Genomic DNA, 24,369 nt, shown 5'->3' with positions numbered 1-24,369 from the left:
GCAAGCGTCAACAGCTCGGCATCCGTCAGCCTCGGCGGACGACCCGATCGCCGCGTTCCTGCCAGAGAGTCATCGATCCTCACGTAGAGTGCAGTCGCGAGGGTCTTGAGGTTTGTCGTCACAAACGAACCAACGAGACCCTCGCTTCATGCGCGCGAAGACTTCGGACTTACTCGTCTAGGCGGTGGTGGGTCCCTGTCCAGTGGGGATCCGCCGGTTCGAGGAACCCTCACGTCAAGGTCCTGAGCAGGCGTCTGTCCGCTGGGCAGTAACCCAGATCTTTGCGGATTCTGCGTGGGTGTCACCCACAGGTTCGCCTGACTTCTCGTGGGGCTTTTGAGGTTACTGACTACTGGTGGGATTTAAACCACTAAGCGAATATATTGCCACTGAGTTCCGATATTTCCCTATCGAGAGGGAAAGGAGGGGCTCTTTCTTTAGGCCTTTCTCGATCATTTAAGGGCGTATCGGGTCGGGGCGGGTCGTGCCAGCTAGCTTCCGTAGTGGCTCCGTGCGATCAAGCAGGGCGGCCGAGTATGCGACCCCCGCGAGGCTGGCGTGGCCTTTGACTACGACGACACTTCCCCTATCCCCCCGACCGGTCGACTGGACCTGTACCGGTACCTGACCGCGGACAACGCCCTCGAGTACATCGCGATCATGGACGTGTTCTGCGCCACCCTGCTGGCGGACCTCACGACCTCAGACACCCAGGCCCAGCTCGCCGGAAGGGACCTACCGGTAGACCTGTCGGTGGACCTGGTACAGGACCGGTGCCGGCAACTGGTGCAGTGGGGCAACCTGATGCGCTCCGTGCACGACCCCCGCGTACCCACCATCGCGGAATACGTCCATGCCCAGACCCGGTATCAGCTGACTCCGCTCGGAGGCCGCCTGCACCGGCAGGTACGGGAGATTCTGCGAGCGGTCGACGGCGTCCGCGAGGTGGCCCGCGAACTGCTCGGGCACACCGTCGAGCTCCTGGACCGGATCCTGGCCCGCATCCAGGCTCCGGGTGTGGTCGACGCCGAGGCGCTGGCCGCGGACGTCACCACGGTCTTCAGCAATCAGCGGCTGTTCACCGAAAGCACCCGAGACTTCTACGTCTACCTGGGGTCGGTACTGACACGCTACGACCTCGCAGGTGACGAGTACGCGATGTTCAAGCACCTGCTGCTGGAGTACGTCGACCTGCTCGGATCCGATGTGGCGCGGCACGCACCTGCGATCGTCGAGCGCCTGGGGCGGCTGCTTCCTGTCGTGGAGAAGGTGACGGCTGTACTGGGGGCACTGCCGAGCCTGGTCAACGCGGACGGTTCGGCCGGTGAACGCCTGCCCGGGCGTAGGCGGGAAGACTGGCTCCAGCTGTCCGCCTGGTACAGCGGGGGTGGCGGGCAGTCAGGACCTTCCCAGCTGCGCGGCGCGGCAGAGACGGCGCTGGGCCAGCTAATCACCAATGCGCGGCGCATGTTGGCCTCGGCCGGCACGGGGGCCTCCCGCCGGGCGGACCTGCTCCGCCTGGCAAGCCTGCTGCACGGTGCCGAGGAGAAGGTGGCCCACCGGGCCTTCACAGCGGCCTTCGGGTGTCATGCGGCACGACATCTGGGGCTGGGGCTGGCGGAGTCCGTGTCGCGGGTCGCGCCTGCCATGTCGTGGTGGGACTGCGAACCTGTCGAGGTCCCAGTGGCTCTGCGGGAACGCGGCTCGCGGGCGGCGTCGGGCTCCACCGCCCGGGTCCCGCGAACCGAACAGGAGACGAGGGACCAGCTGGCTCAGGCGGAGCTGGAGGATGCCGGGCGGCGGGCCGCCGGGGCAGAGCTGGTCCGGGCTGGCGCCCTGAACGGCGCACAACTGTCATGGGATGCGTTCTTGCTCCTGCTGCGCCTGTTCGGGGATCTGTTGGCGGTGCATCAGGAGCTTGAGGCCGCGGAGGTCCGTGATCTGGATCTGGGGCTGGTGTTGTACGCGGTCGAGGGGGCTGAGGCGACCACCGTGGTCCTGGACGGAGGCCGGGCCGTCTTCCTCCGCCTCGTCCTGTCGGTACGGCCTGTGGCCGCTCTCGGAGAGACCGCAGACGGCCAAGAGATCACGGATGCAGGATGTCGGCCCGAGGCCTCAGGGGAGGGTATGTGAACCAGTTCGACATGCCTGCATGGCGGCCGTCGCCGTCCACGGCCGCGCATGCCGCTGCGGAGCGCAGAGAGGCCGCCCGCGCGCTGCTGCAGTCCCCGGTGCTGACCGTTGAACGTCATCCGCAGGAGTTGGCGTTGGTACACCGGCACGTGCCCGCGCTGATGCAGACCTTCTTCCGGCTTCTGGGGTACCGGCTTGTGGTCGAGTCGGGCTTCGCACGGCTGTCGAAGACGCCGCTGGGGCCTCAGGAAGGCCCCGTGCGGTGGGTGCGGACGGGGAAGAAGGGGGTATTGGACTCTGCGGCCTATCCGTTGTTCTGCCTCGCCTGTGCCGCGTTGCTCGCGCCTGGCACCGGTGAGCAGATCCTCATCTCCGGGCTGGTGGAACAGATCCGTGCGGATGCTGCGGCGGCCTCTGTGCCGATCGCCGACGACCGGGCGGGGCACCGGCGCCTGGCGCACGTTCTGGGCGTTCTGGTGGCGTGGGGGGTGATCCAGGAGACCGACGGCACGGTGGGGGCCTGGCGGGAAAGCAGCGATGAGGCCCTTCTGACGATCAACAGACCGGTACTGCCTCACCTGCTGGTTCGCCGGCTCCCCCCAGGAGCCGTAGATGTGTCCGGGCTGTGGTCTCAGGAGCCGGCCGGGGAGGAGCCCCGGCGGTCGCTGCGCCGCAAGCTGGTGGAGAACCCGCTGGTGCGCCGGGAAGACCTCAGCGAGGCCGAGCGCGACGTGCTGTCGAGAGAACGAGCAGATCTGACACGGCAGTTGGAGGAGAACTTCGGACTCAGTGTGGAAGTCCGCCTGGAAGGTGCGCTGGCCTTCGACATGGACGGGGACCTGAGCGACGTCGAGTTCCCCGGTACGGGCACGGTGCGGCAGGCCGCCTTGCTGCTCATCGACGCCTTGCTGGACATCGGGCGGCCCAGCGCAGGTCAGCAGGCGCGCGTCGGCGGCCGGACAGTAGCCGGGCTGGGCTGTACCTGGGAAGCCTTGGACACTGAGCTGTCCGCCCTGGTCAGCCGGTACAAGAAGGCCTGGGCAGCCGAGTACGTCGGTGACCTCGGCCGGTTGCGCAGCGAGGTGGTGGGCTTGCTGGAGTCGGTATCGCTGGTCGAGACGGACGACGAGGGCGTGGTCGTCCGCCCCGCCGCCGCCCGCTACCGGCCCGAGCCGCGACGGATGCCGCGCGGCATCCCTGGCCAGTGCGCCGGTTCTCCCGGTAGCGCCGCAGACACCTTGTCCGAGGAGGAAGACTTGTGAGCACCCATATCGCTGTACCTCTGCCCCGGCGTCCTGAGGCAGGTGGGGGTGCGCCGTCGCGTCACCCCTGGCGATGGCGGTTGCATCGGGCCGGCATCCTGAACGTCTGGTACTACTACGACCAGCGGTTCGACCTGTCCGGGGGCCGGCTGATCCTGCGCGGGACCAACGGATCGGGCAAGAGCCGCGCCCTGGAGGTGCTCCTCCCCTTCGTGCTCGACGCCGACCGGCGCCGTCTGGACGCCACCGGGTCGGGCAAGGTCCGCCTCGAGGAGCTCATGGACGCGGGCGGTGACGGCCAGGGCAACCGGTTCGGCTACGTGTGGCTGGAACTCGTACGCGACCTGGACCCCGACGACGAGGACGATGCGGTCGCAGTCGCCTCCGGGCGGCGGCAGGCACACCTGACGGTCGGGGCGGCAGTACGGTACTCGCGCAGCGCCCGTGAGGTGAAGGTCTGGTATTTCATCACGCCGCTGCGGGTCGATGAGGAACTCGTGCTGTTGGGCGCCGACCGTGCGCCCCTGTCGAAGGACCGGCTGGAGGAGCTGGTCGGCGAGGACAGGGTCACCGATCAGGCGACAGTGCACCGTGACCGGGTTCGGCAGGCGGTCTTCGGGCTGTCGGGGCCGGTGGGACGGGAACGGTTCGCAGGGCTGCTGCAGCTCCTGCACACGCTGCGCTCCCCCGACGTGGGCAATCGTATCGACGAGGGCGGCCTGCCCCGGATCCTCTCTGAGGCTCTGCCCCCGCTGGCCGACAAGGCACTTGCTGCGGCCGGGGAGAAGCTCGACGGGCTCGACGCCACCCGCACCGCACAGGCCCGGTTGGAGAATGCGTGCCGTCACGTGGGTGAGTTCCTCGATGTCTACACGCGCTATGCGGTGGGCGTCCTCAGCCGGGGTGTGGGCGAGGCGAGGGCGGCCGCCCGGGAGGCGGAGACCTGTGTGCGGGAGGCGGCCCGCCTGAGTGCGGAACACTCACGGCTGGAGGATCTGCGTGGCATTGCGGCGGAGCGACGGGAGGAACTGGACGCATACAGCGAGGAGTTGTCGGCGACGATCACGGGGATCAAGGAGTCCCGTGCCTACGGCGCAGCGCGGGAACTTGATGAGCGTCAGGGGCGGTTGGACGCGCTGGCCTCTGCCGCGGATGTGTCACTGGCAAGCGCCGCGGCCGCCCGGGAGGCCGAGCGTGTAGCGGTGGAGGCAGCCGGCCTTGTCGCTGGTGATCTTGCGTCTGCCTCCCGTGAGGTCGACCAGCGGCTGGCCGATGTGCGGGTGGACCTGGACAGTGCCCGGCTGCGGATTGCTGTGGCGTCCCGCCTCGCCGTGGTGACGGAACAGGCGCGCTCGTCGTCAGAGCCCGTTCGGATCTCCAGGCTGGTCGATCCGAGTGCCGTCACCCGGCCGCTGCCCGTCGGGCTGCACCCGGGGGCAGAGGAGTTGGGCAAGCGGTGCGGGCAGGTGCGCGAGACCGCAACCTTGGTGAGCACGGCTGCCCGGACACGGCGCGATCAGGCCGTAGCCCACCACAAGGACGTGTCGGAGCTGGTCCTGCGGGAGCAACGGGTGCGGGCGGAGGAGGACCGTGCCAAGGACGCCGCGGCGCAGGCGGTGGCCTCGGAGCAGGAGGCGCGGGATGCGGCAGGGCGGCGGGACGAGGCAGCGCTGGATCTGGCGCAGGCCTGGGCCGAGTGGACCCGCACGCCGCGGACTCGCGACACGCTGGGCCCCGTGGACTGGACGGCCACTGCGATCGGCCTGCTCCTGGCCGACCCCGGTGCACTGACCGGAGACGGCGGCGAGGCGGACGGCGTCGAGACGGAGCGGGCGCTGGCCGCACTGGACGCGGCGGCGGGCACCGCGGCGCGTGCGGTGCGTGAGCGTCATGCCGCGCAGGCGGCTGCTCTCCACGCCGAGCAGGAGGCGGAAGCCCGGCGGATGCGTCTGCTTCGCCATGAGGCCGAGGCTCTGCAGGCCGATGGGAACCTGGCCCCGCCGACCCCCTCGTGGCTTTCCTCCGACCAGCCCGAGGGCGTCGTCCTGTGGCAGGCGGTGGACTTCGCGCCGGACCTGTCCGAAGGGGAGCGAGCCGGGCTGGAGGCCGCCCTGCTGTCGAGCGGGCTGCTCACCGGACGTCTTTGCGCGGACAGTACAGTGCGCGCCGCGGATGGGCAGGTGCTCTTGGCTCCGCGGGGGCCTGCGGTGCTGCGTTCCGCCCGGCGGGCCCTGGTCGTGGCAGCCGACTGTGAAGTGTCTGCCGAACGCGTGCAGGCAGTGCTCGACCGGATCGCCCTGGGCGAGTCGTCGGGCCATCCCACGTGGATCGCAGCCGACGGTACCTGGGGCAACGGGCCTTTGAGCGGCCGTCTGAATCCCGGCGCGTGCCCCCGATACATCGGTGCGGCTGCCCGGGCCGCGGCGCGGGCGGCCCGCCTGGAGGAGATCGGGTGTGAGCTGGCCGAGTGTGAGGAGGCAGCCGACGGCCGGGAGCGGGCGTTGAGGGATCTGGAGGACGCCCGTGCAGGCTTGGAAGCCCATGTGGCCGGTGCGCCGCGTGCCCTGACGCTGGCTGCGGCGCGGCGTGAGACGGCCGGGGCCAGGGCGGCGGCGGAGCGTGTCCGGCTGCACGGTGCCCGGCTGGCTGCAGAGGCCGCCCAGCAGCGGCGGGACCTGGCAGCTGCGCAGGCCTCCCATCGTGATGCCTGCGCAGCAGTGGGACTGCCGGACAGCGGGGAGGAGCTGCTGAAAGTGCATGACGCGGCGGGCGCGGCGATGGCTGGTTGCCAGGATCTGGGGCGGGCGGGCATCGTGGTCGTCGAGCAGCTCCGCCGTTATGGCGGGGCGGTGGAGAAGGCGGTCGGAGCGCGGGCGGTGCGACGGGAGGCCGAGCATGACGCGTCGGTCGCCTGGCTGGGCTGGTCGGGCGAAAACGCCGCGCTGGCCGCGCTCCGCGAGAGCCTGGGTGCCTCCCCCGAGGAGATCCTCACGCAGTTGTCCCAGGCGCAGCAGGCGCACGTCGAGACGAAGGCATCCCTGGCCGGTGTGACCCGTGAACTTACCGAGCTGGCAGGCCTCAGCGCCACGGCAGAGGCTCAGGCGCGGGCCGGGGCAGAGCATGCCCGTGCTGCGGGGGGTGCGTTGGAACGTGCTGTGCAGACCTTGCTGAGGCTGGCCGGGCATCCTTCCCTGGCCTGTGCCCGCGGCGTTGAGGTCTCCCCTGTGCGGGTGCCGGCGGAGCGGGTGGAGTCGGCCGAGGTCCTGCGTGTCGCCGAGGAGGTGGAGGCGGGGCTTGTGCCGGTCAAGGGGCCGGCCGATGCCACCACGGTGCTGCGGGCTGTGTCGGCCCTGGAGCGGGCGCTGGTGGGGGTGTTCGACATCGTCTCGAGCGTCGACGAGGACCAGGTTCACGTCGTGGAGTTGTGCGACGCCACTGGCCGCAGTCACATCAGCGACGCCGCGTCCACTCTGATGCAGCTGCGTGACCGCGGACGGATGGCGCTGACCGACCGGGAGCGCGCGGCCTTCGAGGACTTCGTGCTCGGTGGAGTCGCCCAGGAACTCGCCGACCGCATCACCCAGGCAGACCGGCTGGTCAAGGCTATGAACTCCTCGCTTGCCTCGATCTCCACCAGTCACGGCATCGGTGTGCGGGTCGCCTGGTCCCTCACTGATCCGCACGGCCCGGACAAGAGGATCACCGATTTGGTGGGGTTGGACCCGGTGGTGATGCGGCAGGACCAGGCGGACGAGCTCATCTCGCTGCTGCGAGCCAAGGTGGAGGAGCGGTTTGTGCAGGATCCGGCCGCCGGCTACACCACCCACCTGCGGGCGGCGCTGGACTACCGGACCTGGCACACCATGGACGTCTTCATCACCGGCCCCGAACCGGGTAGGGAAAGGAAGATCACCCGGCGGGCGAAGCTCTCACAGGGAGAGACCCGGTTCGTCTCCTACGTCGCGTTGTTCGCCGCGGCCGACGCCTACCTGTCCGGGCTTCCCGACACCCGTCACGCGCTGCGCGTCATCCTCCTCGATGATGCCTTCGCAAAGGTCGACTCCCCCACCATCGGTGAACTGCTCGACCTTCTCGTGCGCCTGGACCTCGACTTCGTCATGACCGGGCATTCCCTGTGGGGCTGTTTCCCGCAGGTGCCCGCCGTGGACACCTATGAGGTGAGGCGCCGGGAGGGCAGTGCTGCCGTCACCACGCACGTGCACTGGGACGGCCACAGTCGGCATCTGCGGGCCGCCCCGTGACCGGTGTTCCCGAACCCGTCCGCGGCTATCTCGCCAGTCCTGGGCTCGCTCCGCTGTGGGCAGCGGTCAGGACCCGGCTGGAGCAGAGGGCCCTGACCGTGGGCGGCTCGGTGACCGTTGACCTCGGCGAGGAAGGCGCACGGCGGCTGGCAGGTCTGCTGGGCAACGCGGTCGCTCCGGGCAGGGTCCGGGTGCCGCTTCGGGTGCTCGATGAAGCTTTGCGCTCGTCCAGGGCCCAGTGCGGTCTGATCACCGCGGCCGCCGATCTCACCGGCGGTGCTCTCACCGACCGCCGGGCTGTCAGGGCGGGGCGTTACACGGCGTGGGCGTTGGTGTGGACCCGTTTCGAGGAGGTGCTGGAGGATGCCGGGCTGGCTTCTCGGCCCTGGACCGCGCTGTGGCGAGAGGACATCCGCTCCAGTGGGCTCCTCGCGCGTGCGGGGCCCGAGATCGCTCTGGGCGCCCTGGAAGGGGCAGTCCGTGCCGTGGCGTGCCTGGCAGTGCGGCTGAACGGTCCAGACCCACCGGCCGGTCCGCTCGTGAGCGTCGAGATCGCCGAGCTGGCCGCGCGGACTACCGGGGACGCCCACGGCCTGGACGACGGCCACCTGGCAGGCAGCCTTGTCCTGCGTGCCATCGCCGCCGCCACCGGTCAGGCGCTGCCCGCCGACGCCGGCGGCAGACGCCGTCTGTGGGAGACGGCAGGGGTCAACCCCGACGAGGTCTCGGGCACCGTTTTGACGCTGGGGCTGCGCCCCGCAGGCGGAGACCCCTGGCCGGTGATGCTGCGTGCTCGGGCCGACCTCAATCTGCCCACGCACCTGACCTGGGCCGAGCTCCGCTCCCCCGTGGCTGCTGCGGCCCTAGCCCGGCCCGGCGAGCCGGTCCATGTCTGTGAGAACCCCCAACTCCTCCAGGCAGCGGCCCGGCACGGTATCCCGGGGGCGCTGGTCTGCACCTCCGGCAACCCGTCTCATGCGGGGTGGCGGCTGCTGGAGCGTCTGCAGGGTGACGGCGCCCGCATTCTGTATCACGGGGATTTCGACTGGCCCGGTATCGCGATCGCCTCGCGCGTCATCTCCGGCGGTGCCCGCCCCTGGCGTATGAGTGGCGACGACTACCTATGGGCCCTCTCCCACAGCCCAGACACCGCCCGGCTCCCGTTGCACGGCGACGCCGTCGCGACTGAATGGGACGCCTCTTTGGAGGCTCGGATGCGGGAGTACGGAATCGCCGTCCACGAGGAAGCCCTCCTGTCTGTCCTCCTCAACGACCTCCGCGACGGCAACCACGGTTGAGCCGTCTCGACCCAGCCGAAGGTAGTCGGCTTGCGAGGCGAAGCCCTACCACCTCGGGAGGTCCCCGATCAGTGGACGGTCGGGGATCGGTTCGGAGGGGAACCCAGGCCGACGCGATACATCAAATGACATTCACCATGTCAGTAAGCAATTCTCCCAGAGATCGAGACATCGCTGCCGCAACGTAGGTAGTGTGCACGGCCATGGGAGATCTCATTTACCCCCGGGCATGGGCGGAACGGTCAACAGGGATGCCCGTGCTGCCGGGCCCGCGGTCCTCATGGCTCCGCACACTCCGAGCGCTGATCGAAGAGCTGTCCGCCGACAGTGGGCAGGCCTCTAGTGACCAAGCGCCGTTGCCTGAGACCGGTGGACTCAACCGACACCAACTTCAGCGGCTCGTTCGAGCCGGACTGCTCTCGCGCCAGGGTCCAGCGTTCCTGCCGGGCACCGCCGCCCTCACCTGGTATCAAAGTGGCGACCCAGCCGTGTTGGTGCGAGCACTCCACTGCAACGTCAGGTTCGTGGGCGAAGCCATGGACGCCCTTGCCTCGGGGCCTCGCACACACGAGCAACTCCTCAACCTGGCCGGTGAAGAGTTCGACCTACGGTGGGACACCCCGGCCCCTGTACGTGATCGAACGACGTGGCTCGCAGTCACAGGGATGGTTGAACTCTTCGACCGCCATGTCCACCTGACGGACGCCGGCCGGGGCGTCTTGGCGGGCCTCGCGTTGGGAAGGCCCGAGTCTGAGAGCACCGGCACGGTCGTACAGCTCGCCTCGACTGCCAGAGCCGTCGCCAGCCTCATCGAACAGCTCGACGAGGCCAGTCTCAGGGAGAGGGCAGACGGCGCGAATCTCTACGTTCCGGGGACCTCTGCCAACGGCGGCACCCTCGATGCACTTCAGGTGCTCACCGAGGCGGCCATACCGTCAATCAGTGACGCGGACTTCGTGCGGTTCGTGCAGGACACCTTCCCCAAGGCCCGAACTACAGCCACGGCACGCACCGCCAAGGACACCCTGAAGGCCCTCGGACTCATCCAACGGACATCGTCAGAGACCTGGACGGCCACGCCGGCCGCCCGTGCTTGGGTCGAGTCGAGCGAACCGCTGGACCTTGCGCGCACCGTTCACACTGCCATCGCCTTCTTCGGTGAACTACTGGGCGAGCTTGACAAGGCGGTTCCCCTGACGACCGGCGCGCTGGCGGAACGCAGCACGCACTACCTCCCCAACCGTGGCAAGCCGCTGTCCCGGAGCGCGGTCAACACCCGCCTGAACCTCCTGGAGGCCTGTCGCCTCGTCACCCGGCTCTCCCAGACCACCTACCGTACGACGGCTCTCGGGCGAGCATTGAAGGAGTCGCTGCCCTGCGTCCCCCCGTACGACGCCGTATCTCGCACGTCAGCCGACAGCGACGTCGAGCACCTCAGTGGCAACCCATCCGGCAACACTCAGCAGTCCAACTCGCTGGGGGCGGACATCGCGGCGGAGCTGGAGAGTGCCGCACGGGACAGCGCGAACCCCGAGCGTCTAGAGAAGGCCGCCGTCGTCGCGTTGGGCTACCTGGGCATGCCAGGCAAGCATGTGGGCGGCAACGGAGGGGTGGACGGTCATGTGCGATTCGGTGTGGGCGCGGACTCACAGATCCTGGCCGTCGAGGCGAAAACGTCGGCCACCGGCCGCGTTGCGGATCAGTCGTTGTTCGGGCTGGCTGAACACCGAGCGGAGATCGGGGCACATGTTCACCTCCTCATCGGCCCGGGATTCGAACGCCGCATACTCAAGGAAGCCGACGACGACCCCGCCATCGCCGTCATCTACACCGACCTGCTGGCCGAAGTCGTCCGCCGCCAGGAACAGACGCCGCTCACCCTGACCCAACTGGCACCCCTCGTCGACCCAGCCCTGCATGCAGCTCAGCGCGGAGAGACCATGCACGGGTACTGGGCGGCCCAGGAACTCCGCGGTCAGCTCGAATACGCGCTCGTCGATGTCCTGAATGCGGAAGCAGAGGACCCGCTTGAGGAGGGGGGCTGGCTCGATCTCACCTCGGTCCGGCGCGAGCTTCGGACCCGCGGGTACCGCGTCGGAGAGGGCACGGTCGTTGAAGCCCTTGAGTTTTTGGCCTCTGACCGGATCGGAGTACTCGAACGCGCTGGGCAGCGCTACCGCTGCACTGCCAGTGTCCACACCGCAGGGCAGCGCATTCGGGCTCTCGGACACCAGTGGGTAGCGGCCGCGAAACTCCACCAGCGGATGAACTCAGGAGGCGAACAGAGATAGCTGCCCTCTCAATCAGGAAGTGCCGTAATCGGCGTAGGCATCGCGCGGGCCCCGATGTTGGATGCAGCCGGAGCCCGAGAAGCACTTGTGCTGAGCGTCGCGGTCTTCAGCCAGCCGGCAGCGTTCGTGCTGGTCGAATCCTGGCAGTGGCTGTCTCTCCTCGCCGGGGCTAGGTGAGGCAGCCAAGCAGCACAGCAACCGGTAGCCCACCCGTAGCAGGTGAGCGAAGCCACCGTCGGCCGGCGCTGCCCCCAGGCCCCTGCCCCATCACAGGACTCCTGGTCGTCTTCACTCGCTCCATGGCGTCCTGGGCATGGAACCTCGCCAGGTATGCCGGGTTCGGCCGACGATCAGGACGGCCAGCGCATACCCAGGGTGTCCAGGACGGCGATCCGCTCGGAGGGCATGGTGCTCTTTCTGCGGCGGGCGTTGCTGATCCACTGCCCAAGGCGTACCGGGTCGCCGTCGAGGTACTCGGTGTGCCGTTGGGGGACATCGAGGTGGTGCTCGCGGGCGTGGAACAGGCGGGCCGCAGCCAGACCCCGGTCCCATCCGCTCCTGGTTGCAGGTCTGTCCACGTTGGATGCCTGAGCTGTGAGGTGGAGGCCGAGGTCGGCGAGCAGACGGTGCTGTCCGGTGTGGAGGGTCTCGGGGCGGGCGTTTTGGGTGTGGAGCCACTCCCCGAGGCGGTCCCCGTCGGCGGTGACATAGGAGCGTGGCAGGTCACGGAGGGAGTGGCCGGCCTCATGGTGACGGCGGGCGACTTGGTAAGTGCGTTGCCAGGTCAGGGGCCAGGGCGGGTTCCACCACAGGTCGAGTTCATGCATGGCGTTGGCGCGTTCGGAAGTGAGGTGGTCGGCGTTGGCGCGCTGGGTCGCCAGCCAGCGACCGAGAGCGAAGCCGTCGTCACGGTGGCCGACGGGGGCGGCTAGGTGCCCGTTGGCGGTGGCGTAGGCGGTGGCGTGGGCGAGGCCCCGCTCCCACGCCTGCCGGCGGGGGTCCCAGATGATCCCGAGGTGTTCGAGGGCCCGGGCCCGTGCGGGATCGAGGGCGTGCTGGTTGCGGAGGTGGCGTTGCCAGGTAAGCCAGCGGCCCAGCGGATAGCCGGTGTCGTCCTCGTGGGTCTGAGGGACGTCGAGGTGGCGGTGGGTGCGGTGGTAGCGGCGGGCGGCGGTCAGTCCGCGGCGCCATTCGGCGCTCTTGGGGGCCAGGACGCGCAGGGTGAGAGCGAGCGCGACCTCCTCCTCGCGGGTGGGGCGGTCGAAGTGGAGCCAGTGGCCGGGATCTTCGTCGCCGAGGGTGGGGCGGTGGGTGCGCGGGTCAGCCAGGCGGGCGGTGAGCCGGTCGTCGTGGGCGCGCAGGGCCTGGATGGTGCGCCACAGCGGGGTGTAGGCGTCAGCTCCCAGGAGGTCGTCGGGGTCTTCGTCGGGGGTGAGGTAGACGGGGACGATCAGGGTGGCCTTCTTGCCCGCTCCGGGGGTCTGTCGCAGGGCCCGGCCGACGGCTTGGACGGTGTCGACGGGGCTGTTCTTGGGGTCGGCGAAGACGACGGCGTCGATGGAGGGGACGTCGATGCCTTCTCCCAGTACCCGGGCGTTGGCGAGGACGGCGGGCTGGTCGGGGTGGGTGTGGGCGGCGAAGTCGAGGAGGATGCGGCGGCGGACGCGGGGCGGGTGGGTGCCGCTGATCCACTGTGACCACAGGCCGTCGGGCTGGAGGTGGGCGGGGAGAGCGGCCGCGGTGTCGGGCAGGGTGGTCGCGAAGGCGCGTGCGTCGGCGACGCGGTGATGGAAGGTCAGGACCCTGCGCAGTTGGTGGTCGTGGATGGCTCGCAGAACAGCGACCTGACGGCCTGCCAGTCGTAGGCCGTCGGCTCCGGCTCGGGGTCCGGTGGCGAGCCAGTCGCGCAGGTCGGTGTCGTCGACGACGGGGACGAGGATCTGGTAGTCGGCGAGGAGGCCGAGGTCGATGGCGTCGGAGAGGGTGAGTCGGTAGGCGACGGGGCCGAAAAGGCTCTCGTCGTCCATGGAGGCGACGGGGTCCTCGGGTCGGTCGTTGTCGGGGTCCCAGACGCGGGGCGTGGCGGTGAGGTAGAGGCGGCGGCCGGCGGGGATCTGGTCATCGTGGTGAATGGCGGCCCAGGCCTTGCCGAGTCGGCCTGCGGTGCGGTGGGCCTCGTCGACCACGACCAGATCCCAGGGGGGCAGGTGGTGTTCGCGGTGGGCGGCCAGGAGGGTGGGCAGCGAGGCGTAGGTCGCGTAGACGGTAACCGGTCCGCCGTCGGCCGGGGTAAGGACGGTGAGTTCGGCCGGGGACGTGGTCATGGGGAGGTCGCCGGCCGACGGGTGATCGACGGCTTGGCGTGCCGAGCAGACCGCAACCGTCCGGCCTCGGCGTCCTGCAGCTTGCCAGGATCTGGCTGTCTGAGAGAGCAGGTCCAATGTCGGCAGCAGCACCAGCACACGGCCACGGGGGGCAATGCGGGCGGTGGTCCGGGCGGCAATGAGGGTCTTGCCGCTGCCGCAGGCCGCGACCACGCTCACGCGGGCGTGATCGCGGAACGTGGCGGTCGCGGCGGCGACGGCTTCCTTCTGGTGGGGCCGCAGCTCGATTTCGGAAGCCATGAAGGTGTGCTGCTCCGTGGAGGTCGGCTGGACAAGGGGGCGGGGCAAGGCGCCCCGCCCTGTCAGGATGCAGGCTATTCGGCTGCTTCGGTCAGGTGGGCGAGGGTGGATCCAGTGGGGCTTTTACGGAGGTGCAGGCGGTGAGTGATGCGGCGGCGCAGTTCGGGGACGTGGCTGATGACGCCGACGGTGCGGTCGTGGGAACGCAGGGAGTCCAGGACATCGAGGACCTTGTGGAGGGTGTCTTCGTCGAGAGTGCCGAAGCCTTCATCGATGAAGAGAGTGTCCAGGGGGTTGCCGCCGGCTTCGTGGGTGACGACGTCGGCCAGGCCAAGGGCGAGGGACAGGGAGGCGAAGAAGGATTCGCCGCCGGAGAGTGTGTCGGTTTTGCGGGGACGGCCGGTCCAGGAGTCGGTGATCTCCAGTCCGAGGCCGGAGCGGGCGCCGCGGGCGGCTTGGTGATCGGAGTGGGAGAGGGTGTAGCGGCCTTCGGACATGATGCGCAGGCGGGTGTTGGCGGCGGTGACGACTTCTTCGAGGCGGGCTGCCAGGACGTAGGCCTCCAGTTGCATGCGCACCCGGGCGCTCGGTGAGTTGCCGGTGACGAGTTCGGCCAGGTGGCGGGCGGTGAGGTGCGCCTGCTCGAGCGGTTGCAGGCGCTGGATGGCGGCGCCGAGGTCGGCGGCGAGGGCGGTGAGGGCCTTGCTGCGGGTGTGGGCGGCACTGGCGGCGGAAACGGCCTTGGCGTGGTGGTCATCCGCGGCGGCCCTTGCAGCCATGGCGTCGTCGAGGTCGGCGGAAGGTTGTGCGGCGGCCTGCTGCAGTGCCGGGTTGTCCAGGACTGCGGTGTGCGCGGCACATGCCTCGCGCCACTGAGTGATCTCTTCTTCTATGGCGCGCAGGTCTTCGTCGCTGAGCAGGGCCTGCTGGGCGAGTGCCAGGGTGTCGAAGCCCTGGTCCTTGGCGGCGAGTGTGGCCTGGTCGGTGCGGTGCGTGAGGGTCTGGACGACGGCGGCGAGGGTGCGGGAGGCCTCGGCGGTCTCTTTGAGGCGGTCGGCGGTGCGGGTGAGGTCGTCGGCGTGGTCGGCGACGGTGGGATAGGTGCCGCGGGCTGCGGTGAGCTTGGCTGTCAGCTCGGTGAGCTGCTGGGTGAGGGTGTCGTAGTGGGCGTTGCGGGCGGACAGGCCGGCCGTGGCGGTGCTGTGTTGCTGGGTCTGGGTCGTGTGCTCGCCGTCGAGTGCGAGGAGTTCTTCTTGGGCGGTGCCCTGGTCTGCAGCGCGGTCCAGGGCGTCGGTCAACTCCGTGGTGAGCGTGGTGTGCTGGGTTTGGAGGTCGGTCAGGGGGGTGTCGCCGGCTTCACCGGCGGCGGTGGCAGCCTGTTCGCGGAGCCCGTGCAGCACGGCCGCGGCGGCTTTCTGGTTGGTCTTGGCCTGCTCGTGGAGGGCTTCCGCGTCCTGCTCGTCCTGGCGTGTGGGCTGCCCGTCCTGGGCAGCGGCGGGCGCCGGGTGGGTACAGGATCCGCAGACCGGGCAGGGCGTGCCGTCGGTGAGGGTGGCGGCGAGTTCGGCGGCCATGCCTTCGGTGCGCTGGCGGCGGATGGTCAGGTAGTTCCGGCCGGTCTGGCTGGTGACCGCTTCTGCATCGGCTAGCTCCTGTTCGGCCTTGGTGACCTTGGCGAGATGGGTGTCGCGGCGTCTGGCGGCTTCGAGGCGGGTTTTGAGGCCGTCCAGGGCGGTCTGGTGGCGGCGGCTCTGTTCTTCGGCCTGGCGGGCGGCTTCTCGCCGCGCTTCGAGGGTGCCGCGCCGGGCGGGTTCGGCTTCGAGCCAGTCCTGTGCTGTGCGTTGCTGGGTGGCGAAGTCCTGGCGGTCGGCGTCGGTGCGCTCCAGCTCGGTGGTCAGCCGGCGGACGGTGTCTTCTTCGGGGATGAGAGCGGACATGACGGCAGCTTCGGCGCGAAGACGATGCTCGGCGGTTTCCAGCCGGCTGGCGTCAAGGTCCTTGTGTTCGGGCAGCAGGCGCTCGCGGGCGTTGCGTTCAACGCTCTGGGCACGGGTGTGGTCGTCTGCGGCGGTGTCCGCGGCGTGCAGCAGTGGTGCTGCCTGTTGGGCGCGGCGGGCCTGGTCGCGGCCCTGGATGAGTGTGTCCTGGTGTGGTGTCTGTTCCTGGAGCAGGTCGAGTTGCTGCCGGGCGCTGGTGTGAGTGGTTTGCTGCTGGTGGAGTTCGCGGGCCGCGGCTTCGAGGGTCTGCTGTCTGGCCAGGTTCTCCTTGGCCGTTGTGGCTGCTTGGAGTGTCCTGGCGTGGTCGGTGTGGCTGACGCGGAGGAGATCCTGGGCCCAGGCGCGGGCGGGCTCGGTGAGCGTGTTCGGGTCGTCGGGGGTGGGCGCCGTGTACTCGGTTTCCAGGTCGGGTCCGGCGGCCTGGTGGATACGTTCGGCTAGGCGCAGCACGTCGGCGCGGGCGGCGTCCCGGTTCTTCTCGGTGGTGCGGCTGTGGTCGTTCAGCCAGCGCTCGATGAAGGAGAAGCGACCGGTGCGGAATAGTTTGCCGAGGAGTTCTCGTCGGCCGTGGGCGTCGGCGTGGAGGAACTTGGTGAATTCGTTCTGCGGCAGCAGGACGACCTGGCAGAACTGCTCCCGGCTCATGCCCAGGAGGTCAGTGACCTCGACGGCTGCCTCTTGGTGGGACTTACTGGAAGGTTCCCAGCGGCCCTGGCCGTCGGTGTCGACGGCCCATTCACTGAGCCGGGTTTCTGCTTTCTGGGGGGTCTCGCCTTCACCGGATCGCTTGGGGCGCATCTGGGCAGGTATCCGGTCGATGCGCAGGCGGCGCCCTGCAAGAGTGACCTCGAGGGTGACTTCGGTCAGGAGGTCGGCGGGAGCGTGGTGGCTGCGCAGCAGCAGGTCGCGGTCGCCCGGTGGTTTGCCGTAGAGAGCGAAACAGATGGCCGCGAAGATGGTGCTCTTGCCCGCTCCGGTGTCACCGTGCAGAAGGAAGAGGCCATCGGCGGAAAGTGCGTTGAAGTCGATGGTGTGGTTGCGGGCGAAGGGTCCGAATGCCTGCAGGCGCAGGGTGTGCAAGCGCATGTCAGACGGTTTCCTTCTGCTGCTCGTTCAGTCGGGAGGCTTCGACGGCCTGCTGCAGCAGAGCATGTTCGTGCGGTGTGGGGTCGGTTCCACGCATGCTGCTGATGAAATCGCCGGCGATTTCGAGGTCGCCGCGGCCCTGGATGCGCTGACTGTAGGTGGGGGTGTTCGTGGCCTGGGAGGGGATGAAGGCGGGCTTGTGCTTGAGGCTGGCGGTGTGCGGGAAGCGGCGGCGCAGGCGGGCCATGGCCTCGAAGGGCAGGGCCGTGTCGGTGAGGGTGACCTCGAGCCAGGCATCCTTCAGCGGCTCATGGTCGGGATTGCTCAGGAGATCTTCCATGAAGCCGGACACACGTTCCAAGCGGAGAGGCACAGGGCAGGGCCGGCGGGTGACGGCGGGGATGGCATTGGGGGTGAGGTCGACCAGGGTGATCGACTTGGTGTGGCGGGCTTCGGAGAAGGAATAGGCCAGCGGGGAGCCGCTGTAGTGGATGCGGTCGGTGACGTGCTGGGGGCCGTGGAGGTGGCCCAAGGCCACGTAGTCGATCCCGTCGAAGACGTCGGCGCCTACGTGGGCGACACCGCCCACGGCGATTTCGCGTTCGCTGGTGGACTCTTCGCTCTCCTCGCGTTCCTCGGGCCCTCCGGTACCGGAGGTAACGAAGGCGTGCGCGAGGACCACTGACCGGGTACCGGCCGGTTGGTGGTTGGTGAGGTCGGCGTGGATGCGGTCCAGGGCTGCGGTCAGTACTGCGCGGTGGGAGACGGCTTCGGCTTCCAGGCGATCGCGGACCATCGACGGCTCGAGGTAGGGGATGCCGTACACGGCGACGGGGCCGTCGGCCTCTTCGAGGACGACCGGGATATCGCAGGTATCCGGATCGGTCCGCAAGTGGATCCCGGCACGGGCGAGGAGGCCGGATCCGACGCCGAGGCGGTGCGCGGAGTCGTGGTTTCCGCTGATCATGATGATCGGCACATCGAGGTCGGCGAGTTGGTGCAGAGCGCGGTTGAACAGGCGCACGGCGTCCAGGCTGGGAATGGCTCTATCGTAGATGTCGCCTGCCACAAGGAGCGCGTCGACGTCCTCCGCCTGGGCGGTGTCGACCAGGTGGTCGAGGAAGGCACCCTGGGCGGGGATCAGGTCTTCTGTGTGGAACCGGCGGCCCAGGTGCCAGTCCGAAGTGTGCAGAAACCGCATGAGCGCAGACAGTAACCAAAGGGAGAGCGGTTACGGGTAGTTTTCCTGATAAACGGGCGTCGCGACGGAAACCGTGGCGCGACGCACGGTTCTTCCTGGTTTCCGGAGGCTATCCGAGCCAGCTGATGTTCAGGACCGTCAAGCGCCGCAGGGGCAGGGTTCACCCAGCAGGTGAGGGAGAGCCAGCCGACGGAGGCGCTGCGGACCTCCTCTCAGTCGGGGTTGCAGTCGTTCCACTGGCGGAAGGGCCCTCGGGTCCGCAGCTGCGGCGTCCAGGACATCCCAGACAGTGTCCTCGGCGTGCTCGCGCAGGGTATCGAGGACCTTCTCGGCCGGCGCGGAGAGACGGATCGCGTACGGCTGCTGTGCCATCACCGGCACCTTCCCCGCAGCTCCGCCATGTCGATGAACTCGCTGTCGTCGTAGCCCGAGGCGACGAACGCGTCGACCGCCGGGGCGCAGGTGAGGCGGCCCTGCCAGTCCTGGAGGACCTCGTTTAGCCCGGCGAGGGAAAACGTCCGGCGGGATCCGCTGAGCGCGGCCGCCCACTCCCGCTCGAAAACCGACACCCACGTACTGGCGCGACGGTCGGCGCGCAGCTGGGCGAGCAGGTCGGCCGGCGCACCGTGCGGGGCGTACGGGGTGACAGGGGTGTGGTCGGGCTGGGCGCTCGTCGACGGTTCCTCCTGGCGGCGGGTCGTACTGCAACGGTACGCGGGCCAGGTCGCCACGGGTGCGGGCACGGGTCAAATCCCTTATCGGGCCAGGGTGCAGGCGACGGCCTGGGTGTTGGTAGCGGCGGAGGCCGGTGCGAGTCTGGCCGGTGAGGTGTCCTCGTGCTTGTCAGCGCCACACGCAGCAGCCGACGGATCAGCGGTGCCCTGCGCCATGGACCGGGTCGTCCCCCAGGATCGGATACCACAAGGCACAACCGGAGCGCTGGGGTAGTACGGAAAGAGGTCGGCTTAGAGCTCGTAACAGGATCTTGATGAGACGCCCTGGTCGGCCGTGACCGGTGTGACGATTCGGCCGTTCGTGGTGGTGTGAGTACTCGGCCGTGGATCGTGGACGACGACTTGTGGGCATTGATCGAGCCGCTGTTGCCGCCCTGGCCGACGAGGTCACCAGGGCCTCGGCCGGTGGCTGACCGTCTGTGCCTGCAAGGCATCCTGTACGTGCTCTACAACGACATCGCCTGGCAACTCCTGCCTCCTGAGCTGGGTTTCGGCTCGGGACAGACCTGCTGGCGAAGGCTGGAGCGGTGGCAGCAGGCCGGGGTCTTCGACCAGCTGCACCGGATCCTCCTCGCCGAACTGAACGCGGCCGGCCAACTCGACTGGTCCAGGGCCTGCGTGGACGGTTCCCACATCCGGGCGGAAAAGGGGGAGCCAGCACCGGTCCGTCGCCGGTCGACCGGCGGAAGACGGGCAGCAAACACCACCTGATCTGCGACGGACGCGGAACCCCGCTCAAGGTCATCACGACTGCGGCCAACGTCAACGATGTCACCCAGACCCTCGCCCTGGTCGACGGCATCCCATCCGTGGCAGGGCGCCCTGGCCGGCCCTGGCGGAGGCCCGAGGCCCTGCTCGGAGATAAGGGCTACAACTCCAACCGCAACCGCGATGAACTGCGTGAACGCGGGATCCTGCCCGTCATCTCCCGCAAAGGAGCCCCGAACATCAAGGGCATGAGCAAGCTCCGCTACGTCGTCGAACAGACCTTCGCCCTGCTCCACCAGTTCAAACGACTCGCCGTCCGTTGGGAACGCCGCACCGAACTCCACGACGCCTTCGTCTCCCTCGCCTGCAGCCTCATTTGCTGGCGACGCCTCAACAAACCCGACTCATGATCGTGTTACGAGCTCTAAGGGGGAACTTCGACAATAGCAGCGCAACATATACCTAATGGCACGAAAGGGGACCTAGCGAACCAACCCACTATCACCACAACATCTGCACCACGGGAGGTAATTGAACCTCTACTCAGGCATTGTTCACTATGGCGAAACTGTGCCCAATTCGGCCCGAAATGTCGCCCGAAGTGAAGAGTGATCCCCCCTTCGCCGCCAGGAATTGATGACCTATCCTTTCCCTGCGGCAGGTGATCAAGCGATCCTCCCCTGACCAGGGCCAGCTTGCCTCACATGGCAACCCGGGTCGCAGCTACTCACATCCAGGCGTACTGCCACACTACGCGGCAGCTGAGACTCGGGGCAGCGATCGCGTGCAGCGCTCGGCACCGCAATTGTGTCGGAACTGCAGGATGCGATGACGAGCAATCCTTTTCAAGCACGCATGCTGCAATGCGATTACCACTGCAGTCCGGGCATTACTTTACCAGGCCTTACTACTTGGCGCGAAGGTTGGGGAGACCTCCACGTCAAACGAAAATGGGGATATGGCTGAAATCGAAAATCGGCGGCTTTGTCATTCCATGACGACCACGCTCGGTATGGTGATCGTGCTGGGTTTCGCATCAACGTATATGCCGATGGCTGCCGTTGCCGACGCGCTACCGGCGAGCGAAAGTGCGAAGGCACTCGCTGAGGCAGCCAAAACTGGGAAACCTGTCGAGGTACAGGGTGAGCGGACTGAGTCTACGACGACTTACGCGAATCCGGACGGGAAGTCTTTCCGCTTGGACCAGTCGGTCGTTCCGGTCCGGGTCAAAGCCAAGAGCGGTACCGGCTGGGTCACCCCTGATGCCACTCTGGAGTCTCGCGCCGACGGCACGGTGGGGCCGAAGGCAGCCGTCGCCGCAGTTGGCTTCTCCGGCGGCGGTGCAGATTCCAGCCTGGTCACGATCGAGCATGGTGGGCGTTCCATGGCTCTGGGCTGGCAGGGCGGCACGCTGCCCAAGCCTGTCCTCGATGGGGACAGCGCCGTGTACTCGGAAGTGATGCCGGGCGTCGACCTGCGGATGACGGCCACCTTGAAGGGCTTCCGTGAGGTTCTGGTGGTGAAAACCCCGGAGGCTGCGAAGAACCCGAAGCTCCAGCGCGTCGAGTTCGAGCTCACGGCGAAGGACGTCCAGCTCAACGCAAGCAAGGACGGCGCCCTGGCCGCCACCGATGCCAACGGCAACCGAGTCTTCAAAGCACCCCCCGCTCTGATGTGGGACTCGAAGGGTGTGCCCGCCCCACTCGCCTTGTCGCCGCAGGCGAAGGCTTCCGCCGCCAAATCTGAAGGCGCGTCGCTGGCGTTCCCCGTCGGCGATGCCGACGGCGGACAGCAGCTCGCAGACGGCCCGGTTCCCGGGTCGCAGGTCGCGCAGATGGCCGTCCATGTCGACGCTGACTCGCTGGCTGTAGTCCCGGACGCAGCCCTTCTCAAGCAGAGTGACCCCACGGCCTTTCCCCTGTACATCGATCCCTCAGTCGCCCTTGACGATGGAACGGAGCACACGGCCCTACGGAACGACGGCGTGTCCTTCTGGAACTGGGACAACGGGGACGACGACATGGGCAAGGGCATGGGCAAGTGCGGTTCCTGGAGCGGCTACTACTGCGGTCCCGGATACGTCCAGCGTCTGTACTTTGAGTTCTCGCCGAGCAAGCTCGTCGGTAAGGAGGTCCTCAACGCCCGTTTCCGGATCACCGAGCCGTGGGCTTTTCAGTGCAGTGTCCGCAACGTGTGGCTGGTCCGTATGAACGGGGAGATAGGTCCTTCCACCAGTTGGTCGAACAAGCCTGACTATGCGGACCTCATGGGAGATCGTTGGCTGTCGGCTGGTCGAGGCTCGGCCTGCGATCCGAACTCGCCAGCAGCACCGGTCGAGTTTTCCGACAATTTGCCTGACGAGCCGGACGAGAACCTCACTCCAACGGTCCGTGACTTCGCCAACGGCCGCTACAACCGTCTGAACCTGGAGCTGCGGGCCGAGGACGAGTCGGACACCGCCGCGTGGAAGCGCTTCCGCAACGACGCTGTTCTGTCGGTCGACTACATCGGCAAGCCCAACACCCCCATCTACGTCGGCCTGGTCACGGGCGCGGGGGAGATCTGCTCGAACGACCCGGCCAAGCCGTCGATCGTCTCCGACCCGACTCCGGCCATGACCGCGATCACCGAGACCGTGTGGGGCGGCGAGTCCGGCGCCCAGCTGCGGATCCTCATGCAGACCGAGAAGAAGGAGACCAACGGCACCTGGACCCCGGTCAAGGCCAACGCGGGCGACGCCGACTACGTCAATCGGCCGTCCTCGGGATTCGTGGGGGACAACGTCAAGGTCACCAGTGACCCGCCCGCCACGCTGACGGACGGCGCCCAGTACCGCTTCCGGACCTGGACCCGGTCGTACGCGGACGGCAACGAACGAACCAGCGCTCCCAGTGCGGACTGCTACTTCAAGGTCGACTCCAGTGCCCCCAAGGCCCCGACGGTCACCTTCGGAGCTCCGTACAGCCAGTGCACCAGCACCGCGTGCACGGCGGCCGGCAAGCCCGGCCAGGCGGGTCAGTTCACCTTCGCTCCGGCGAGCGGCGACACCGTCACGGCATTCCAGTACAAGCTGTCCACGGACACCACGTGGACCGAGATCGCCGGCTCGAACCCGACCGTCTCGATCACTCCGCCGCTCTCGGGGACGATGAAGCTGAGCGTGAAGGCCAAGGACGCCGTGGGCCGCTGGGGCGCGACGAAGATCGTCGACTTCGTGGTCAAGGAGGGCCCCAACCCGATCGGCTACTGGACCTTCGACGAGGCCTCCGGCCAGGCCATCGACACGTCGACCACCGACCCGGCGCTCAGGAACAACATGTACCTCGCCGCCGGAGCCCAGCGCCCCGCAACCGGCCGACGGGGCTGGGTGCAGACGCCCACCCCGCACGAGGACCGCGCGCTCCAGCTGACGAACGGCCAGTACGCGAACAGCGACAAGCCTGTGTTCGACACCCGTAGCTCCTTCACCGTGGCCGGCTGGGTCCGCCTGGACCGCACGGACGGCACCTTCTCTATGCTGGGCCAGAGCGGCAAGAACTTCAGCGGTGTCGCCATCACCGCCGCCGCCGGCCAGCCGTGGTCGATGCAGATGGCCACGGACGACACGGCGGGCGGTACCGGCGCGATCAGCCGGCTTAGCGGTCCGAACCCGGCGCAGGCCGGGGTGTGGACCCACGTCGCCGCCACGTACAACGAGTCCACCGACCTCGCGAAGCTGTACGTCAACGGGCGGCTCCAGGGCCAGATGACCGTCACCAACCCCATCGCCTCCACCGGAGTCATGGCAATCGGCGCCGCCAAGCAGTCCGCCGCCTGGACAGAGCAGCTCCCGGGCCGGATCGACGAGGTCAAGGTCTGGCAGGACGAGAAGAGCGCCGTCGAGGTCAAGCAGGACTCCTCGCTCTTCGACCCGGCGACCGGCAAGCCCGCCGTCGACCTGGCCGGAGCCTGGGACCTCACCACGGCCGGCCCCGCCTACGCCGACACGTCCGGCAACGGCCGCGCCCTGACCGCGACCACCGGTACGTCCGTCACGGGCGGCGCCCTGGTCCTGAACGGCTCCACCCAGGCGGCCACCGTCGCGGGTCCGGTCGTCGACGACACGGGTTCGTTCACGGTGACGGCCGAGGCGAAGCTCGACAACACCGCCCTCCTCGCCAAGCCGAACGGCTACAAGGCCCAGGTCATCGGCCAGCGCACCGCCACCGGTTCCTCCTGGAGCCTGTGGTTCGAGAAGACCGGCATCCGCCAGGAGCCGGACGAGCATGACCCGACCAAGATGCTGGACTTCGTCGAGGGCAGCTGGCACTTCGGCCGCCTGACGGCCGACGGCACCGGGACCTCGGTGGCCAGCGACAGCCCGGCCGCGCTCAACGCTGGCGTCCAGGTGACCGGTGTCCACAACGCCCAGGACGGCACCATCACCCTCTACGTGGGCGCGGCCGGCCAGGCCCAGCCCAAGGCCTACACGGCCAGCGTCGGCAGCGGCGAACTCGCTGTCGGCAAGGGCTTCACCAACAGCGCCTGGGGCAACTTCCTCCCCGGCACGGTCAAGGGCATGCGCCTGTGGTCCGGCGCGATGAAGGACGCCCAGCAGGTCACGGACACCGTCTTCGGCGCCGCTAGCTGACAGCTGAGCGCATCACCGTCTTGGCGGGGGGGGGGGGGGGGGGGGGGGGGGGGGGGGGCGCCCGCGCCCCGCGGGTGGTGTTTTTGGTTGGGGAGCGGTACCCGCGGGCGGGGGAGCAGGGGCGGGGGGGGGGGGGGGCGGCG

At 68.6% G+C, this 24,369-nt stretch carries 11 protein-coding genes and 1 pseudogene; 7 read left to right on the top strand and 5 right to left on the bottom strand.

The genetic code is table 11. The features are described 5' to 3' along the window. Nucleotides 1–122, bottom strand: a pseudogene (locus tag ACGFZK_RS37150) (IS982 family transposase); the annotation flags it as partial. A 436-nt stretch (nucleotides 123–558) separates the two neighbouring features. Between ACGFZK_RS37150 and ACGFZK_RS37145 the strand changes: the two are divergent. The 5 genes from ACGFZK_RS37145 to ACGFZK_RS37125 all read left to right on the top strand — a co-directional run bounded on the left by ACGFZK_RS37145 (nucleotide 559) and on the right by ACGFZK_RS37125 (nucleotide 11,246). Beyond that, entirely contained in the window at nucleotides 559–2,133 is a 1,575-nt protein-coding gene (locus ACGFZK_RS37145; protein ID WP_393853251.1) for a DUF2397 domain-containing protein, read from the top strand. Then, complete coding sequence (locus tag ACGFZK_RS37140) at nucleotides 2,130–3,395, top strand: TIGR02678 family protein (protein WP_393853250.1); 1,266 nt, start codon at nucleotides 2,130–2,132, stop codon at nucleotides 3,393–3,395. The genes ACGFZK_RS37145 and ACGFZK_RS37140 overlap by 4 nt, the downstream gene beginning before the upstream one ends. Further along, nucleotides 3,392–7,657 carry a TIGR02680 family protein gene (locus tag ACGFZK_RS37135; RefSeq protein ID WP_393853249.1) on the top strand — a complete coding sequence of 1,422 codons (4,266 nt, stop codon included), beginning with the start codon at nucleotides 3,392–3,394 and terminating at the stop codon, nucleotides 7,655–7,657. Before ACGFZK_RS37140 ends, ACGFZK_RS37135 begins: the two co-directional genes overlap by 4 nt. A 110-nt stretch (nucleotides 7,658–7,767) precedes the next feature. After that, nucleotides 7,768–8,955, top strand: a complete 1,188-nt coding sequence (locus ACGFZK_RS37130; RefSeq protein WP_393853248.1) for a TIGR02679 family protein — start codon at nucleotides 7,768–7,770, stop codon at nucleotides 8,953–8,955. 524 nt (nucleotides 8,956–9,479) lie between these two features. Continuing rightward, nucleotides 9,480–11,246 carry a hypothetical protein gene (locus ACGFZK_RS37125; RefSeq protein ID WP_393853247.1) on the top strand — a complete coding sequence of 589 codons (1,767 nt, stop codon included), beginning with the start codon at nucleotides 9,480–9,482 and terminating at the stop codon, nucleotides 11,244–11,246. A 350-nt stretch (nucleotides 11,247–11,596) separates the two neighbouring features. On the opposite strand, the gene ACGFZK_RS37120 is transcribed toward ACGFZK_RS37125, so the two are convergent. From ACGFZK_RS37120 to ACGFZK_RS37105, 4 genes are all read right to left on the bottom strand, one after another. Next, on the bottom strand, nucleotides 11,597–13,870 hold the full coding sequence (locus ACGFZK_RS37120) for a Helicase associated domain protein (protein ID WP_393853246.1): 2,274 nt from the start codon (nucleotides 13,868–13,870) through the stop codon (nucleotides 11,597–11,599). Nucleotides 13,871–13,944: 74 nt separating this feature from the next. Beyond that, nucleotides 13,945–16,953 (bottom strand): AAA family ATPase, encoded by a 3,009-nt coding sequence (locus tag ACGFZK_RS37115; RefSeq protein WP_393853245.1) that lies wholly within the window; start codon nucleotides 16,951–16,953, stop codon nucleotides 13,945–13,947. A 1-nt stretch (nucleotide 16,954) separates the two neighbouring features. Beyond that, on the bottom strand, nucleotides 16,955–18,154 hold the full coding sequence (locus ACGFZK_RS37110; protein ID WP_393853244.1) for an exonuclease SbcCD subunit D: 1,200 nt from the start codon (nucleotides 18,152–18,154) through the stop codon (nucleotides 16,955–16,957). Between the two features lie 371 nt (nucleotides 18,155–18,525). Continuing rightward, nucleotides 18,526–18,897, bottom strand: a complete 372-nt coding sequence (locus tag ACGFZK_RS37105) for a DUF6247 family protein (protein WP_393853243.1) — start codon at nucleotides 18,895–18,897, stop codon at nucleotides 18,526–18,528. Between the two features lie 300 nt (nucleotides 18,898–19,197). Between ACGFZK_RS37105 and ACGFZK_RS37100 the strand changes: the two genes are divergently transcribed. Next, a protein-coding gene (locus ACGFZK_RS37100) for an IS5 family transposase (RefSeq protein WP_393853242.1) occupies nucleotides 19,198–20,006 on the top strand; the annotation gives its coding sequence in 2 pieces (ribosomal slippage) (nucleotides 19,198–19,515 and nucleotides 19,518–20,006; 807 coding nt in all). Nucleotides 20,007–20,980: 974 nt separating this feature from the next. Continuing rightward, the gene (locus tag ACGFZK_RS37095) at nucleotides 20,981–24,226 is read left to right on the top strand and encodes a LamG domain-containing protein (protein WP_393853241.1); all 3,246 of its coding nucleotides are present in this window, start codon (nucleotides 20,981–20,983) and stop codon (nucleotides 24,224–24,226) included. Nucleotides 24,227–24,369 lie beyond the last annotated feature (143 nt).

It is taken from the genome of Streptomyces sp. NPDC048257, from assembly GCF_043201855.1.
Taxonomy (GTDB): domain Bacteria; phylum Actinomycetota; class Actinomycetes; order Streptomycetales; family Streptomycetaceae; genus Streptomyces.
The sequence above is the reverse complement of the archived record's forward strand: the minus strand, read 5'-3'. Positions and strand labels throughout refer to the sequence as shown.

Bases quoted from the DNA above. Each gene is read 5' to 3' on its own strand.
- ACGFZK_RS37120 (WP_393853246.1), bottom strand. From the start codon at position 13,870: ATGGCTTCCGAAATCGAGCTGCGGCCCCACCAGAAGGAAGCCGTCGCC.
- ACGFZK_RS37115 (WP_393853245.1), bottom strand. From the start codon at position 16,953: ATGCGCTTGCACACCCTGCGCCTGCAGGCATTCGGACCCTTCGCCCGC.
- ACGFZK_RS37110 (WP_393853244.1), bottom strand. From the start codon at position 18,154: ATGCGGTTTCTGCACACTTCGGACTGGCACCTGGGCCGCCGGTTCCAC.
- ACGFZK_RS37095 (WP_393853241.1), top strand. From the start codon at position 20,981: ATGGCTCTGGGCTGGCAGGGCGGCACGCTGCCCAAGCCTGTCCTCGAT.